We start from the raw sequence: 15,215 nt of genomic DNA, 5'->3' as shown, positions 1-15,215 counted from the left end.
ATATGTCCTTTACAGACCTGCCGCTCGTGATCGAGCCTGCCGACCTTGCCGCCCGCCTCGACACGCCGGAGCTGATTCTGGTCGATCTATCCAGCGCTGCGCATTATGCCGAGGGGCATGTGCCCGGCGCCCACTTCATTGCGCCCCAGCGTACACAATTGGGCAAACCTCCAGCGCCAGGGCTTCTCCCTGAAAAAGCCGACCTGGAAATGTTGTTCAGCGAACTGGGCCATCGCCCTGAGGCCGTTTATGTCGTGTATGACGACGAAGGCGGTGGCTGGGCAGGACGGTTCATCTGGTTGCTGGATGTGATCGGTCATCACCGCTACCATTACCTTAACGGCGGCCGTCATGCCTGGATCGAAGCGGGCCTGCCATTGACGCAGGATGTGCCACCGCCGGTGGATACGCCGGTTAACCTCACGCTGCATGATGAGCCTACTGCAACGCGTGAGTATCTGCAGAGCCGCTTGGGTGCGGAAGATCTGGCCATCTGGGATGCACGCGGGCCACAGGAATATCGAGGCGAAAAAGTCCTGGCAGCCAAGGGCGGGCATATCCCGGGCGCCATCAATTTCGAGTGGACGGCCGGCATGGACCCGGCACATAGCCTGCGTATCCGCAGCGATATGGCCGAAACACTTAATGCCTTGGGGATCACGCCCGATAAGGAAGTGATTACCCATTGCCAGACGCACCACCGCTCGGGATTTACCTATCTGGTCGCCAAGGCGCTGGGCTACCCCCGAATCAAGGGTTATGCCGGCTCCTGGGGAGAATGGGGAAATCATCCGGATACACCGGTCGAACGCTGATAGCAGGTTTCCAGCAGCGAGCCGAATGGCTGTACAATGAAACGAGAACTGGGTCACGGCAATCTGACCCGGCCTTTTCTGTTTTGCCTTGTCTGGCCTCGCCCGCGGGTTCACGCTTCATATATTGCCGCTCAAGGACACACCATGAATTTGAAAGACCGCCTGTTCATTCTTAGCCAGCACGTACTGCCTCATCACTTCCTGTCACGGTTGATTGGCGGCTTCGCCGAGTGCCGGATGCCCTGGTTCAAGAATGCCCTGACGGCATGGTTTGCTCGTCGCTACGACGTGGATATGCGCCAGGCTCAGGTCGAAGACCTGACGGCATACGAAAACTTCAATGCATTCTTTACCCGCAGCTTAAAGCCAGATGCACGTCCGCTACCGGAAGATCCGACAGCCATTGTCAGCCCGAGCGACGGCGAAGTCAGCCAGATCGGTCAGGTCGAGCATGGCCGTATTTTCCAGGCCAAGGGGCATAGCTACAGTCTGCTGGAGCTTGTAGGTGGTGATGCCCAACGGGCTGCACCGTTCATGGGTGGATCGTTCGCGACGATCTACTTATCGCCCAAGGACTATCACCGCGTACACATGCCTATTGCCGGCACGCTGAAAGAGATGGTGTATGTACCCGGGCGAATCTTTTCGGTCAATCACCTGACCGCCGAGAACGTTCCGGAATTGTTTGCCCGCAATGAGCGTGTCGTGTGCATCTTCGATACCGAACGCGGTCCGATGGCCATGATTCTGGTCGGTGCCATGATCGTGGCCAGTATCGAGACCGTTTGGGCCGGTATGGTGACACCACCCAAGCGCATGTTGAAAACAACACGTTACGACGAAGCGGCACGTGCGCCCATTCATCTAAAAAAAGGTGAAGAAATGGGCCGTTTCAAGCTGGGCTCCACGGTTATCGTCCTGTTTGGCCCTGATCAAGTGAACTGGGCTCAGGAGCTAGGCGCCTTCAGCACGGTCAATATGGGACAGCAGATTGGCTCGCCCAAGGTCGCCGAGGTTATCGAGCCTCTGTTGGGAGACGTCTGACACCTGCGACACAGGGACGCTAGCCCGATACCGCTGGCGTCCAGTAGTTGAATATTGGGGATAATGACTGTTATCGCCGCTCAGTCTGGAGAACCGACAGTCAATGGATAGTAAAGGCCCTCAGCAGTTGCTGCGGGTACCGACGCCCACGCAGCGGAGCCTTACGTTCTGCGAAGCCAGCCCCGCCGGATTGAAACGCTGGCTGGACCAATTGCCGCGAGCAAAGCTCGGGGAAGTGGCGCGTCTGTTGTACCAGGGGATGCTGGAAATCAACCAGCTGATCCAGTCGAACGATCAACGTCTGCGCATGCTTGAGTTATTGCGACCGGAAGTGAACCGGACGTGTGTCATGCTCGAACGCCATGTTCTTGACCAGCCCATTGTGCTGGACGAGCGCTCACGCAAGGTAGCCAACCTGTGTCAGGCGCTACAGAACCATATGGCGGCAGGCTACAAGTTGGTGGTGGTCGACGAACTCAATACGCCCTCGCGTGATCGGGCCAGCCTGTTGCCATTGGCCCTACAGCGCGCCATGAAAGGCCTTTACGGCCCGCTGATTCGCGCAGCCCAATTGTATACCCCAGCAGCCGATCATCTCTGGCTGGAGCTGCATCAGCTCTTCCAGATCGCCCTGCGTCTCAACCTGCAGGGCCAGCGTGTACGGGACGACCTACTGACGCGCCCTGACGGCCAGAGTTTGCAGGAGGCCTATGCTGTCCCGCTGTTATTTGGGGCAGCGCGGTGTAACCAGATGCGCCAGCGTCAGATTGCCCAGCTGGTCGAGTACCTCGATCAATGGGCAAATCTCGTGCAGATAAAACCCGCTGACCAGCCAGGCGTACTGTTTGTAGTCGCACCTCAGATCGATGCGCCGCCACGTTACCGAACCCTCCTCAAGGAGGCCAGCCTGAGCGGCCTGCTAGGCCTGTCAACACAGGTATTGGTCAGCCAGATTTCTGATTATCTGGCATTGCCACCGGAGGAGCGCAGCCGTGCACGCCTGCCAGTGCAGCCGGACATCAGCACGGACCTGCTGCAACACCTGCGCGCGGCATGGGGGCAGGAATCCGACCGGGCCTTTCAGCGCACCCCGGGTCAAGGACGCCTGGAGATCTGCATTGGCATGAGTGCGCTGCACTATCACCTTTCGGGTCGCGTAGCCTTTGCCCAGACGCTCAACCTGCCGGAACCGCCCAAGTCCAAGCCGGACTTTGCCCCGGCCGAGAAGACGTCGGATGTATGGTCACTGGCCTTCGATGCCGAGCACAATACAAGTTTGGACGCGCATGAGGAAATCCACTACGACACGCCTGTGGATGTGAAAAGCGAACAGATTGAGCTGGATAAAACCTACCCCCTCTTCTCGCTGCCCATCGTCAATCACAGTCCGGGCGGCTACTGCGTCAGCTGGCCTGGGGAAGTGCCGGACCAACTGCAAGCGGGTGAAGTGCTGGGGCTGCGCGGCCTGAACGAGAACAGCTGGGGGATTGCAGTCATTCGCTGGATACGGCAGGTCCCTGGCAGCGGCACCCAGATGGGCGTTGAGCTGCTGGCGCCTACGGCTCGCCCCTGTGGATTGCAGCTGCTTCGCAAGACCGAGCAACATAGCCAATATCTGAGGGGCCTGCTGCTTCCAGAAATCAAGGCCATAGACCAGTCTCCCTCTCTTATTGCCCCGCGTCTGCCCTTCCAGGAAGGCAGCAAGGTTCAGATCAATCAGAAGGGAGTCGAGCAACAAGGCATGCTGACAAGGCGTCAAAATGCTACCGTTAGCTTCAGCGTCTTCGAATATCGTCTGCTGGAGCAGGCGCGACCGACGCCAGAAACACCCAGGCCGGGAAGCCAGGGACCGTCCTCCAACACAGAGGACGATTTTGACTCCTTATGGAAGTCTCTGTAGATTCCAGCCTCTTCGATTATTAACCGCTTTAACTGTCCGGGTTCATACGTAGACCTATGGCTATCGAAAAGAAGACCATCCGCCTGCTCATTGTTGAGGAGTCACAGAATGAAGCCGAGCGACTGGTAAGTCTGTTTCGAAATGCGGGCTGCGCAACCCGGGCACAGTGCGTCACAGAGCCGGACGAGCTGGCCACTGCACTTCAGCAGAGTTGGGACCTGCTCATTGCGGCGCCCAACTGTGAAGAGCTTTCTCCTCACGAGGCGCTCAAGACCATCAAGCGCCAGGCCAAGGATATTCCGGTTATCCAGCTGGTCGACCCTGAAGAGCCCGACGCGATTACCCAGGCTTTACTGAATGGGGCTCAGGATGCCGTCCCGCTGGGTGAAGACGAACGACTCGTGCTCGTATCCCGGCGCGAGATTGGCAATCTGGAAGTGCGGCGTGCCTATCGCACCGCCGAACTAGCCCTGCATGAAGCAGAAAAGCGATGCCAATTGCTTTTGCAAAGCTCCGAAGATGCCATCGCCTATGTCCATGACGGGATGCATGTTCATGCCAATCCCATTTACCTGCAGCTCTTCGGCTATACGGATGTGGAAGAACTGGAAGGGATGCCGGTCATTGATCTGGTGGCAAGCGATGACCAGCAGGCGTTTCGCGATTTTCTCAAGCAATACTCCAACGATCCCGAAGCCAACGGCACAGCCCGCTTCCTCTGCCAGGGCTTGCGCGCCGATGGCTCTACCTTCACGGCGGACATGAGCTTCTCTCCAGCCACCTACGAAGATGAGCCCTGCATTCAGGTTGTCATCCGTGACGGCGACCAGAACGATGCCGAGCTGGAAGAAAAGCTGCGAGAAGCTACCAGCGTAGACCCTGTCACCGGTCTGCTGAATCGCACCCGGCTTGTGGAGGCGCTGGAAGCGGAAATGGAGAAAGTGGTCCAGCACGGTCAGACAGCCAGCTTCGCCTACCTGCAGCTGGACCGGTACGCGGCCATCCTCGCTGAAATCGGCATTTCCGACATTGATGCGCTGCTGGCCGCCCTGGCCAACCAGCTGAAAGAGCACTTTGTACCGCCGGCGGTGCTTGCACGGTTCAGCGATGATGCATTTGCCGTCCTGGTTCAGGGCGGCACTGCTGAGCAGCTTGAAAGCCGCCTGAAACCACTGCTCCGTCAAGCGGTGTCACAGCCCATTGAAATCAACAAGCGGGCCTTGCAACCCTCCTATTCCATTGGCTTGACGGCTCTTGATGAGCAGACCGTCAATGCGCACGAAATCATGGACCGCGCTCACCGCTGCGCCCTGATGATTGCCAAACAGGGCGGTAATGCCATCAAACGATACGACCCGGCAGAAGAACTGGCCGCAGCGGCCAGCCGAGGCAGCCTGATTGCCATTGTGCAACAGGCGCTGGAACAGAGCCGTTTCCGCCTGCTCTTCCAGCCACTCATCAGCCTGCGTGGTGACAGCCGCGAGCACTATGAAGTGCTGCTCCGCCTGAACAATACTCAGAACGAAGAAGTACCGCCGGCCGAGTTCTTCCGGGTAGCGGAAGAAAGCGGATTAAGTGCAAAGATAGACCGATGGGTAATCCATAACGCCATCAAGGTATTGGTCGACCACCGCGCCCGTGGGCACGATACCTGCCTGTTCATTCACCTGTCCGCCGCCTCGCTACAGGACGCAAGACTCCTGCTCTGGCTGCAGGCGGCCTTGCAGGCCGCTCGCTTACCGGCTGAATCCCTGATCTTCCAAATCAGCGAGGCCAATGCTCTGGCTCACCTCAACCAGACCAAGATCATGGCCAACGGCCTGAAAAAGCTGGGGCATCGCGTCACTCTAGGTCAATTCGGCTGTGCATTGGCGCCGTTCAATATTCTCAAGCAGGTTCCAATCGATTTCCTTAAGGTAGACGGCTCGTATGTCCGCGACCTGGGCAATCCGGAAAACCAGGAAACGCTGAAAAACCTCATTAGCGGCATTCAAGAGCATAAAAAGCTGTGCATCGTGCCGTTCGTTGAAAACGCCACGATCCTCGCAACGCTCTGGCAGTCTGGTGTGAATTACATCCAGGGTTACTACCTGCAGGAACCCAGCCAGGCAATGAACTATGAATTCGTCGCGGACGAATAAGCGGCAGACATGAAAAAGCCGGCAATAGCCGGCTTTTCTTTCAGCGCCTGATCAAAGCACGTGGTCTCGGTCTCTGACACCCAGCAGATACAGCACGCCATCCAAACCCAGTGTTGTAATTGACTGGCGCGCCGACTGACGCACAAGCGGCTTGGCGCGAAAGGCAACGCCCAACCCGGCCAGACCCAGCATAGGCAAGTCGTTTGCCCCATCCCCTACGGCAATGGTCTGTTCAAGGCTCAGCCCTTCCTTCATGGCCAGTTCACGCAGCAGATCGGCCTTGCGCTGCGCGTCCACAATGGGCTCTACCGCCACACCGGTCACCTTGCCGTCCACTGTTTCCAACTCGTTGGCATAGACATAATCGATGCCCAGCCGAGCCTGGATCTGACGGGCAAAGTAAGTAAAACCGCCGGACAGGATGGCGGTCTTGTATCCCAATCGCTTGAGCTCGGAAAACAGTCGCTCGGCGCCTTCGGTCAGGCGCAGCCCTGCACCGATGTCTTCGAGTACCGTTTCAGGCAGGCCGTTGAGCAGGGCGAGTCGCTCCTTGAAGCTGGCCCTGAAATCGAGCTCACCGCGCATGGCTCGCTCGGTAATGGCGGCAACCCGCTCTCCGATACCAGCGGCCTTGGCCAGCTCATCAATGACTTCCGCCTGGATCAATGTTGAATCCATATCGAATACGGCCAGTCGCCGATGGCGGCGGAACAGCGTGTCAGCCTGAAATCCGATATCCATCTCAAGGTTCTGGATCGCAGCGAAAAAGGCAGCCTTGAGCCCCTCCAGATCCTGCGGCTCACCCGCCAGCGTAAATTCCAGCGCAGCACGCTCCCTGGCGTCAGGTGCCGACAGCCGCTCGATACGCTCAATGGTCATACCGTGGGACTCGACAAGTTCGCTCACATGCTGAACCTGGTGGGCGTCCAGCTGGCGTCCCATGAGCGTCAGGATATGGCGAGGAGCCAACTCGCTGGCCTGCCACGCGGCATAAGCCTCTGCATCCAGAGCAGCCAGATGCACTCTCGCTCCCAAGGCCGCAGCGCGCAGTTCGAGCGCTTCACCCAAGGCAGCGGCATCAGCGCCTTCGGGCAACTTGATGAGCAACGCAAGTGTTACGGCCCCCTGCACACGACTCTGACGAATATCCAGCAACGCTGCGCCTGACTCGGCCACTACGCTCGTCAATGCAGCACTCAAGCCGGGTCCGGCATACCCGGTGCTGGTAATGAGAAGAATGTCTCGCAAGGCGCAGCCTCCACCAAGGGGTCAAAAACCCGATTCTACCTGTTTCCGAAAACGGTGCAGAACCACCCATACGCAGACGAGTGGTTGACGGACTCGGTTAGTACGCTTTAACGACCTCTGGTCGCTGGTTATACTTCGCCCCACATTTTTGCCCAAAGAATTCACCAGTGACCCGGCACGCGACCGTCAAGCCCGACAATTTCTTCGTTCTGCTGTTTCGTGCAATGCGCCAGCGCCGTGTTCCTATCGCGCTCCGCATTGTTTCCCATAGCCTTATTCTCGTCATCGCCGCCCTGGTGATCTATGCCGTTGTCGTGGCCTTGCAGTTCCGGCATGCCATGCAGCAGCAGGCCGATGCCGTAGGTCAGACGCTGGTTACCCAGACGGCCGCCTCAGCGACGGAGCTGCTGGTATCCAACGATACGCTGAGCCTCAACGTGCTCTTGGGCAATCTGGCGCGTAATCCGCTGGTTGCCCACGCGGCAGTGTTCAGCCCGGATAATCGTGTACTGGCCGAAGCAGGCACCCGCCCGACGCGCAATCTTCTGGGCGAGGCGGAAGGCATCTACTCCACGTCGATCAAGTTTCAAGACGTGACCACTGGCCAGCTGCGTATCAGTCTGGACATGAATCAGTTCCAGCAACCCATGGTGATCAGCCTGCAAAACATGGGATTGTTGGCGCTTATTCTGTTGATGCTGACTCTGATTCTCAGCCTTCGCCTGGGCCGCAACATTTCCACGCCCCTGCTGGAGCTGCGCGTCTGGCTGCGTGACCCGGATGATCCGGCTCCCAGCGTTGGTCGTCAGGATGAAATTGGTGACTTGGCACGTCAGCTCCAGGCGCGGTTGGTCTCGGAAAAACCCAAACCGGCACCGGTTAAACCGTCCAAGAAAGCTAAGGCAGCAGCTCCGGTAGAAGGCGACGAGGACAACCCGTTCCTCGATGAAAGCGCCGGTATCAAGGTTCGCTCCACCTCACCACGCAAGGCTGCCGCAGCCGCTAAGAAACCGGCCAAAGCACCGGTGACTACCGAAGACGGTGACGACGAGTTCGACGAAGACGCCTTTGCCGATGTCATGCCGGACGAGGTAGAAAACGAAGTTGTAGAGACAGCGGCAGCCGCCGAGCCCGTTACACCGGCCATGGCGTCAGAACCCGACATCGTTTCCAGCGCGGTACTGGCGATCCAGCTCGGGTCTCAAGAGCAGTTACGCAAGCTGCCCCGCGCGCGTCTGGTCAGTCTTCTGGAGCGTTACAGGGATTGCCTGGAGCAGGCCACCTCGCTGTACAAGGGTGAACTGCATAGCCTCATCGATGGCGGCAGCCTGATCCTTTTCCACGAAACCCAGGGCGAAGATGATTATCTGACTCATGCCTTGTGCTGCGGTGAAATCATGCGAGCGCTGGGCCATGCCCTTCAGGTCGAAGTAGCCGACAGCGGGATCACGCTGCAACTGCAGCTGGGTCTGACGCAGGGCGAACGTCTAGTGAACCTGAAGCTGCCCGAGCTGCTCAATAACGACACGGTCCGGAACGCTATCGCACTCAGTCGGCACAGTCGCAACCTGCTCCTGGTCGAGCGCAGCATCGCCGATGATGAACTGCTGCGCCAGCGTGCCCGAATCCGCTCTATTGCGAGTCCAGAAGGTGCCAGCTGTGTCGAACGCCTGCTTGAACCCTATTCGTCTACCCTTGAACGCCATCTGGTTCGTCTCGAATCCCGTTAAAGCCGGCACACGCCGGCTGGCGGCCCGCATCCATCAGGGCCGTTCCCTCTGGATGGTAAGGCCGCCCTATCGGGCGACCCGAGCGCTTCTTCCCCTGGGGCTCGCCATGAGCCTCGTAATTCTTCCCGCCCCTTTCGCTCAGGCAGCCGAGATCCGTCTGCCGGATGGCTCGGTCTACCACGGCGATGTGGAGCGCGGACGCCTACAAGGTGAGGGGCGCCTCGATTGGGCCAATGGCAACTGGCTGCGGGCCTCGTTCAGAGACGGCCTGGCCGAAGGCCTGGGCGAGCGGTTTTTTGTGGATGGCACCCGCTATCGAGGCCGCTTTCACCATGGCCTCTATGAGGGCCAAGGGCAGCTGACCTCCCCCAGCGGACGTTACGAAGGCTCCTTCCACCGGGGGATGTACCATGGCAAAGGGGTCTTGGAGTCCAATGACGGCTGGCGTTACGAAGGTGATTTCTTCGAGGGCCGCATGCAGGGCCGCGGCGCGCGGACTGAAAGCGACGGCAGTCAATATAACGGCATTTTCACGGATGGCCGCCTGAACGGCAGAGGTCAATGGGTCGATCAGGAAGGCAATCTGTACGAAGGCAACTTTGTTGACAGTGCTTTCTCCGGCCAGGGTCGCTATCAAAGCGTAGATGGTAATGTCTGGGAAGGGTCCTTCCAGAAAGGGGAAATGACCGGCCAAGGCAAGTACCATGGCAGCGATGGCAGCCGTTACAGCGGCAGCTTCAAAAGCTGGCAGTACCATGGGCTGGGGCAATACACCGAGGCAGACGGCAGCGTGTATATCGGTGACTTCCTGAACGGCCAGTTCGATGGCAATGGCACCTACACCCATGCCGATGGGCGCCGCGAAAGCGGGCTCTGGAGCGAAGGCCAGTTCATCCGCAGCGATGACGGTGTTTACCAACCTGACCCCATGGAAGTTGCGCTACTGGAACAAGGCGAGCGCCTGGGTCAGGAACTCAATAACGTCCGTCCCTCTACGGCCAGTACCGAGCTTTACGGTATTACTCTAGCAGGCGATGGCGATCAGCGCGTGTTTCAACGTGAAGCCGATTATGTCGCCAAGCTGATGGTCAATCGTTTCAATGCCCGTAGCGTGGTTCGCCTGATCAATCAGCGTGATCTTAAAAGCGTAACCCCACTGGCAACGCGGGAAAATCTTCATCGCGCCATTGCCACCCTGGCCGAGCGCTCAGGGCCTGAGGATTTGATCTTTGTCTACCTCACCAGCCATGGCTCCTCCGACCATCGTTTATCCTTGAGCGAGCCGGGTCTGCAACTGGCCAGCTTGCCGGCCATTGAGTTTGCGTCCCTGCTTGAGCCGCTGAAGAACCGCGACAAGATCGTTGTCGTTTCAGCCTGCTACAGCGGCGGCTTCCTTCCCCCGTTGCAAGATGACCATACCATGGTCATTACCGCCTCACGTGCGGACCGGACGTCTTTTGGCTGCACGGACGAAGCGGACTTCACTTATTTTGGGAAGGCCTTGTTTGCAGAAGCCTTCCAGGCAACAGACGATCCCGAGCAGGCATTTTCGATCGCCAGCAAGCGTGTCGCCGAGCGCGAGGCGGCACAAGGGTTCGAGCCATCGGAGCCGCAGATCTGGGCGCCGCCTGCTGTTCTGAAAAAATGGCAGGCCTATCGCGCTGGATCAACCAGCCACGTTGCAGAGCAATGAGCCTTTCGCTCTGAAATGTTGTCCGATGGGATAAGGGCGGGCATTACAACGAAGCGGACCGGGCAGAAGCGCGGGCCGCCTACCTGCTCCGCCAGTCATGCTCATCGAAAGGAGCTTTGCGATGCACCTGACTCCGCAACATGTCCTGATTACAGGCGCCACGGGGCTTACCGGCGAACACTTACTGGATCGCCTGCTGAATGAGCCAACCATTCAACGTGTCCTGGCGCCCACCCGCCGACCACTTCCTGCTCATCCACGCCTGGAAAACCCGGTTGGCGAATTGCTGGATGTGCTGCCTCAGCTCACCGGCCCGCTGGATACGGCCTTTTGCTGCCTGGGCACCACGATCAAGAAAGCTGGCTCACAGGAAGCCTTTCGCGCCATTGATTATGACCTGCCCATCGCTGTCGGACGTCGCGCACGCGAACTGGGTGCCAGACACTTCGTGGTTATCAGTGCCATTGGTGCCGACGCTTCCTCCTCGATCTTTTACAACCGGGTAAAAGGTGAGCTTGAAGAGGCACTACAGGATCAAGGCTGGCCGCAGATCACCTTTGCACGCCCCTCGCTGTTGCTCGGCCCCCGTAACGAGCAGCGGTTGGGCGAGCAGATTGCCGCCCCGCTCTCCCAGCTGCTGCCTGGCAAGTGGCATGGCATTGAGGTCTGCGTGTTGGCACGAGCACTCTGGCGACTTGCGTTGGAGGAAGGCGACGGTGTTCGTTTTGTCGAGTCGGACGAGCTACGCCGGCTGGGGCGTTGACGCACTGGCCAGGGCCTCCTCAACCAGCCAGTCATGCAGTGAACGTACACGTGGATCAGCGAGAGCACCTTGCGCATAAAGCAGGACATAACGCTTGCGCGCCGGTACGGATACCCCGAAGGGAATAACCAACGCACCCCGCTCCAGCTCGTTAGTGATCAAATGACGCCGCGCGATGGCAACCCCCATGCCGGCAATGGCCGCCTCAATAGTCAGGTGATTGCGATTGAACGTATGACCTCGCCTGACATCCAGTGCAGGGGCGCCAATGGACGCCAGGTAAAACTCCCACTCGGCATATTCATAACTGCCGCGCCAGGCGGTGATGTCATGCAGCAATGGGTAATGATCCAGCGCCTCGGGACGATCAAGTGGCGGGCGCCCCTCCAACAGCGAAGGAGCACACACCGGAAATATCTGCTCGTCCAGCAACGACGTGGATGCAAGACCAGGATAACTACCGTCATTAAGATCAATGGCAAGGTCAAACTCGCCCTCGCGCAGTGACCATGAACTGTCCTCAGCAACAACCCGAAGCTGGATATCCGGAAAGCGAGCCTGCAGCTTGGGTAGCCGCGGCATGACCCATTTGCCGAGAAAGGAAGGAATCGAGCGTAGCCGGAGCACGCCGCCAAACTGACCGGCATTCAGCCGCCGCAGCTCCGCATCCACAAGCCCGGAAGCCTGATTGACTGTTGAGGCCAGCCGTTGCCCCTCCGCCGTCAGCTCCAGCCCACGGGCCATTCGGTGAAACAGCTTGAACCCCAACCGCTCTTCCAGCTGTCGCATCTGCTGGCTAATGGCGCCTGGCGTTACATGCAACTCCTCGGCGCAGCGGGTAAAGGACAGGTGGCGTGCCGCACAGGCAAATACTTGAAGCCAGGCTTGCGTTTGCGCGTTCAGGATCCGGCTCATGGGTTTAGCTCTACTAAAGGGTCGCTTAGAACGTATCGATTGTGCAGGGAGGCCGCTTTTCCCATGATGATCCTCAGACTGTTACGTACGTTACGGTCACCATTGAACCTCAAATCCAGGACTTCAGCATGGCCATCAGCGTATTCGACCTGTTTAAAATCGGCGTGGGTCCTTCCAGCTCTCACACGGTAGGCCCCATGCGAGCCGGTGCATTATTCGTCTCCACCTTACGTGAGCAACAATGCCTGGAACAGACTCGCCGGGTAGAAGTACGCCTGTATGGCTCTCTGTCCGCAACAGGTGTCGGGCACGGGACTGACCGTGCAACGTTGATGGGGCTGATGGGAGAGTGGCCAGACCGGGTTGATCCCGACCGGATCGAGCCCTGTATCCAGACGCTCAAGCTTGAAAACACGCTTATGCTCGGGGGTAGCCATCCTATCGAGTTCGTCTGGACCCGAGACCTGCATCTGCTCCATGAGAACCTGCCTTACCATCCCAATGCAATGACCATCACCGCATTTGGCGAGACTGGAGAGCTGTTCGAGGAGACTTATTATTCCGTGGGCGGCGGTTTTGTTGTCGACAGCCAACAGGCGGCCAGCGGTCAGCGTGATCAGGATACCACTGCCCTGCCCTATGATTTCTCCAGCGCAGCGGAGCTGCTCCGTTTATGCCGCGAGCATGGGTTGTCCATTTCCGCCCTTATGCTTGCCAATGAAAAAGCCTGGCGCAGTGAGGATGACATTCGCGCAAGCCTTTTACAGATCTGGCAGACCATGCGCGAATGTATTCGGAATGGGCTAGCCCATGAAGGTGTACTGCCGGGCGGCCTTAAAGTCCCACGTCGCGCTGCTCGCCTACACCGTAGCCTGCGGGCGATGACCAACCCGAGCGTTATCAGCTCGACGCTTTCAGCCATGGAGTGGGTCAACCTGTTCGCCTTGGCGGTCAACGAGGAAAATGCCGCGGGAGGTCGCATGGTAACGGCGCCTACCAATGGCGCGGCGGGCATCATTCCTGCGGTACTGATGTACTACATGAAATTCAACCCGGATGCGAACGATGAAGATGTCGTGCGCTATCTGCTGGCTGCGGCCGCAGTAGGCATCTTGTGTAAAAAGAATGCCTCGATCTCAGGCGCCGAGGTGGGGTGTCAGGGCGAAGTGGGCTCGGCCTGTGCCATGGCGGCTGCCGGGCTGGCCGAGCTGCTGGGCGCAACGCCAGAACAGGTGGAAAATGCTGCGGAAATCGGCCTTGAGCATAACCTGGGCCTGACATGCGACCCGGTGGGAGGACTGGTTCAGGTGCCCTGTATCGAGCGCAATGCCATTGCCGCCGTGAAAGCCATCAATGCCGCCCAGATGGCGCTACGCGGTGACGGAGAACATTTCATCTCGCTGGACCGAGTCATTCGTACCATGCGTGATACCGGTGCCGACATGCAGGACAAATACAAGGAAACCTCTCGGGGTGGGCTCGCTGTCAGCATGGTTGAATGCTGATCAAGGGTTGACGCACGCGCCCGGCTTTTCAAGAATCCAAGCTCTACCGAATGGGAGCCCCTCATGAGCCTGGATTCAGTCCGCGACTTTTTCACGACCCACGCCCCGGATATTCACATCATTGAGCTTGAAACCAGCACCGCAACCGTTGCCCTGGCGGCCGAAGCACATGGCGTCGAGCCGGGGCGAATTGCCAAAACGCTTGGACTGAAGATTGGTGAGCTTGAGGTGCTGCTCGTGGCACGAGGCGATGCACGACTGGACAATAAAAAGCTCAAGGCTACGTTTGGCGGCAAAGCCAAGATGCTGGATGGCGAGCGCGTGCAGCTGCTGACCAGCCATCCGGTAGGCGGCGTTTGCCCATTCGGACTGGCAACGCCCATGCCGGTATATTGCGATTGCTCGCTCAAGGCTTTTGATGAGGTCCTGCCGGCAGCTGGCGCAATCCACAGCGCCGTGCGCATTACCCCGCAACGGCTGGCCGAACTGGTCGAGGCCCAATGGGTGGATGTCTGCCAGGAACCGACCGAGTAGCTGGCAGACATTGGCGCTACATCAGACGACGCTGACCGACTGGGATGCCAATAGTGCTTCCTCCTCACGGTAACGCACGATCTCCTCAATGGTCAGCACAGGTATCCCGTGCTGCTGCGCGTAGTGCTCGACATCAGTACCACGCGCCATGCTGCCATCAGGGTTCATCAGCTCGCACAATACGGCCGCCGGACGTAGCCCTGCCAGCATGGCCAGCTCCACCGAGCCCTCGGTATGACCGCGCCGAGTCAGCACCCCACCTTCACGCGCGCGCAAGGGAAAGATATGCCCGGGGCTGACGATTCGGCTCCGACCTTCGCAGGAGTCCAGCGCGGCCCGAATAGTGATCATCCGATCAGCAGCCGAAACACCGGTAGTCACACCTTCCGCCGCCTCGATAGAAACTGTAAACCCTGTTCCATGACGTGCCTGGTTATTCTTAACCATGGGTGGCAGGTCCAGGCACCGCACACTGGCATCATCCAGGCACAGGCAGACAATACCGCTGCCATCCCGGATCATCTTTACCATCGTGCTCAAGGTGAGGTTTTCGGCAGCGGCTACCAGATCAGCTTCGTTTTCGCGGTCGGCATCATCCAGCAAAAGCACTGGGCGCCCCTCGCGGTAGGCTGCTACAGCAGCATGCAGGCGGGAATGGCGTTGTGGGTCGAGCATAGGCATGAAACGTCCTCGTTGGAGTGAGTGAACGTTTCAGGGCAAAAAGCGCAGACGCTACTTATGCCAGGCGGCATAGGCAGACAAACGCATCTTCTTTCATCCGGACTATGACCGTCGGCCCTGGAATCACACCAGGTCTGCTGACCTCCGACGTATCGGAGCGCTCGCGGGCTTGCCACCATGTGGTTTACCGCCGGTGGGGAATCTCACCCCGCCCTGAAGACCCGACCGACTATAACGAAGTGAAGC

Annotated in this window: 12 protein-coding genes and 1 riboswitch; of the genes, 9 read left to right on the top strand and 3 right to left on the bottom strand. The window is 58.7% G+C overall.

Annotation, left to right across the window (positions count from 1 at the left end; genetic code table 11):
- Positions 1 to 2 precede the first annotated feature (2 nt).
- The 4 genes from rhdA (at position 3) to B3729_RS14805 (ending at position 5,900) form a co-directional block, all read left to right on the top strand.
- Entirely contained in the window at positions 3 to 815 is an 813-nt protein-coding gene (gene rhdA, locus B3729_RS14820) for a thiosulfate sulfurtransferase (RefSeq protein ID WP_010796908.1), read from the top strand.
- Positions 816 to 965: 150 nt separating this feature from the next.
- Positions 966 to 1,859 carry an archaetidylserine decarboxylase gene (gene asd / locus B3729_RS14815; RefSeq protein ID WP_286788423.1) on the top strand — a complete coding sequence of 298 codons (894 nt, stop codon included), beginning with the start codon at positions 966 to 968 and terminating at the stop codon, positions 1,857 to 1,859.
- Between the two features lie 103 nt (positions 1,860 to 1,962).
- On the top strand, positions 1,963 to 3,759 hold the full coding sequence (locus B3729_RS14810) for a molecular chaperone (protein ID WP_286788257.1): 1,797 nt from the start codon (positions 1,963 to 1,965) through the stop codon (positions 3,757 to 3,759).
- 56 nt (positions 3,760 to 3,815) lie between these two features.
- Positions 3,816 to 5,900 (top strand): EAL domain-containing response regulator, encoded by a 2,085-nt coding sequence (locus B3729_RS14805; protein WP_286788256.1) that lies wholly within the window; start codon positions 3,816 to 3,818, stop codon positions 5,898 to 5,900.
- A 51-nt stretch (positions 5,901 to 5,951) separates the two neighbouring features.
- Here the strand turns inward: B3729_RS14805 and serB are convergent, their stop codons facing one another.
- A complete protein-coding gene (gene serB / locus B3729_RS14800) occupies positions 5,952 to 7,148 on the bottom strand; it encodes a phosphoserine phosphatase SerB (RefSeq protein ID WP_286788255.1) in 1,197 nt (398 codons plus the stop codon).
- A gap of 167 nt (positions 7,149 to 7,315) precedes the next feature.
- On the opposite strand from serB, the gene B3729_RS14795 reads away from it, so the two are divergent.
- From B3729_RS14795 to B3729_RS14785, 3 genes are all read left to right on the top strand, one after another.
- Entirely contained in the window at positions 7,316 to 8,878 is a 1,563-nt protein-coding gene (locus B3729_RS14795; protein WP_286788254.1) for a histidine kinase, read from the top strand.
- Complete coding sequence (locus tag B3729_RS14790; protein ID WP_286788253.1) at positions 8,808 to 10,571, top strand: C13 family peptidase; 1,764 nt, start codon at positions 8,808 to 8,810, stop codon at positions 10,569 to 10,571. The genes B3729_RS14795 and B3729_RS14790 overlap by 71 nt, the downstream gene beginning before the upstream one ends.
- A gap of 121 nt (positions 10,572 to 10,692) precedes the next feature.
- Entirely contained in the window at positions 10,693 to 11,334 is a 642-nt protein-coding gene (locus B3729_RS14785) for an oxidoreductase (RefSeq protein WP_074823364.1), read from the top strand.
- Here the strand turns inward: B3729_RS14785 and B3729_RS14780 are convergent.
- On the bottom strand, positions 11,314 to 12,249 hold the full coding sequence (locus tag B3729_RS14780) for a LysR substrate-binding domain-containing protein (protein ID WP_010796900.1): 936 nt from the start codon (positions 12,247 to 12,249) through the stop codon (positions 11,314 to 11,316). The genes B3729_RS14785 and B3729_RS14780 overlap by 21 nt on opposite strands.
- Before the next feature lie 128 nt (positions 12,250 to 12,377).
- On the opposite strand from B3729_RS14780, the gene B3729_RS14775 reads away from it, so the two are divergent.
- Together B3729_RS14775 and B3729_RS14770 are read left to right on the top strand one after the other, a co-directional pair.
- A complete protein-coding gene (locus B3729_RS14775) occupies positions 12,378 to 13,754 on the top strand; it encodes an L-serine ammonia-lyase (RefSeq protein ID WP_286788252.1) in 1,377 nt (458 codons plus the stop codon).
- A 63-nt stretch (positions 13,755 to 13,817) separates the two neighbouring features.
- Positions 13,818 to 14,288, top strand: coding sequence for a YbaK/EbsC family protein (locus B3729_RS14770; RefSeq protein WP_010796898.1), 471 nt, complete (start codon positions 13,818 to 13,820; stop codon positions 14,286 to 14,288).
- A gap of 21 nt (positions 14,289 to 14,309) precedes the next feature.
- Here B3729_RS14770 and ribB read toward each other — a convergent pair whose 3' ends face one another.
- On the bottom strand, positions 14,310 to 14,969 hold the full coding sequence (gene ribB, locus B3729_RS14765; protein ID WP_374940296.1) for a 3,4-dihydroxy-2-butanone-4-phosphate synthase: 660 nt from the start codon (positions 14,967 to 14,969) through the stop codon (positions 14,310 to 14,312).
- Between the two features lie 81 nt (positions 14,970 to 15,050).
- Positions 15,051 to 15,194, bottom strand: a riboswitch (FMN riboswitch).
- Between the last annotated feature and the right edge of the window lie 21 nt (positions 15,195 to 15,215).

It is taken from the genome of Pseudomonas sp. UBA3149 (assembly GCF_002364655.1).
Classification (GTDB): Bacteria; Pseudomonadota; Gammaproteobacteria; order Pseudomonadales; family Pseudomonadaceae; genus Chryseomonas; species Chryseomonas luteola.
The sequence above is the reverse complement of the archived record's forward strand: the minus strand, read 5'-3'. Positions and strand labels throughout refer to the sequence as shown.

Excerpts from the sequence above, each read along its gene's own strand:
- B3729_RS14785 (WP_074823364.1), top strand. The coding sequence starts at position 10,693 with ATGCACCTGACTCCGCAACATGTCCTGATTACAGGCGCCACGGGGCTT.
- B3729_RS14805 (WP_286788256.1), top strand. The coding sequence starts at position 3,816 with ATGGCTATCGAAAAGAAGACCATCCGCCTGCTCATTGTTGAGGAGTCA.
- B3729_RS14810 (WP_286788257.1), top strand. The coding sequence starts at position 1,963 with ATGGATAGTAAAGGCCCTCAGCAGTTGCTGCGGGTACCGACGCCCACG.
- ribB (WP_374940296.1), bottom strand. The coding sequence starts at position 14,969 with ATGCCTATGCTCGACCCACAACGCCATTCCCGCCTGCATGCTGCTGTA.
- B3729_RS14780 (WP_010796900.1), bottom strand. The coding sequence starts at position 12,249 with ATGAGCCGGATCCTGAACGCGCAAACGCAAGCCTGGCTTCAAGTATTT.
- B3729_RS14775 (WP_286788252.1), top strand. The coding sequence starts at position 12,378 with ATGGCCATCAGCGTATTCGACCTGTTTAAAATCGGCGTGGGTCCTTCC.
- rhdA (WP_010796908.1), top strand. The coding sequence starts at position 3 with ATGTCCTTTACAGACCTGCCGCTCGTGATCGAGCCTGCCGACCTTGCC.
- B3729_RS14770 (WP_010796898.1), top strand. The coding sequence starts at position 13,818 with ATGAGCCTGGATTCAGTCCGCGACTTTTTCACGACCCACGCCCCGGAT.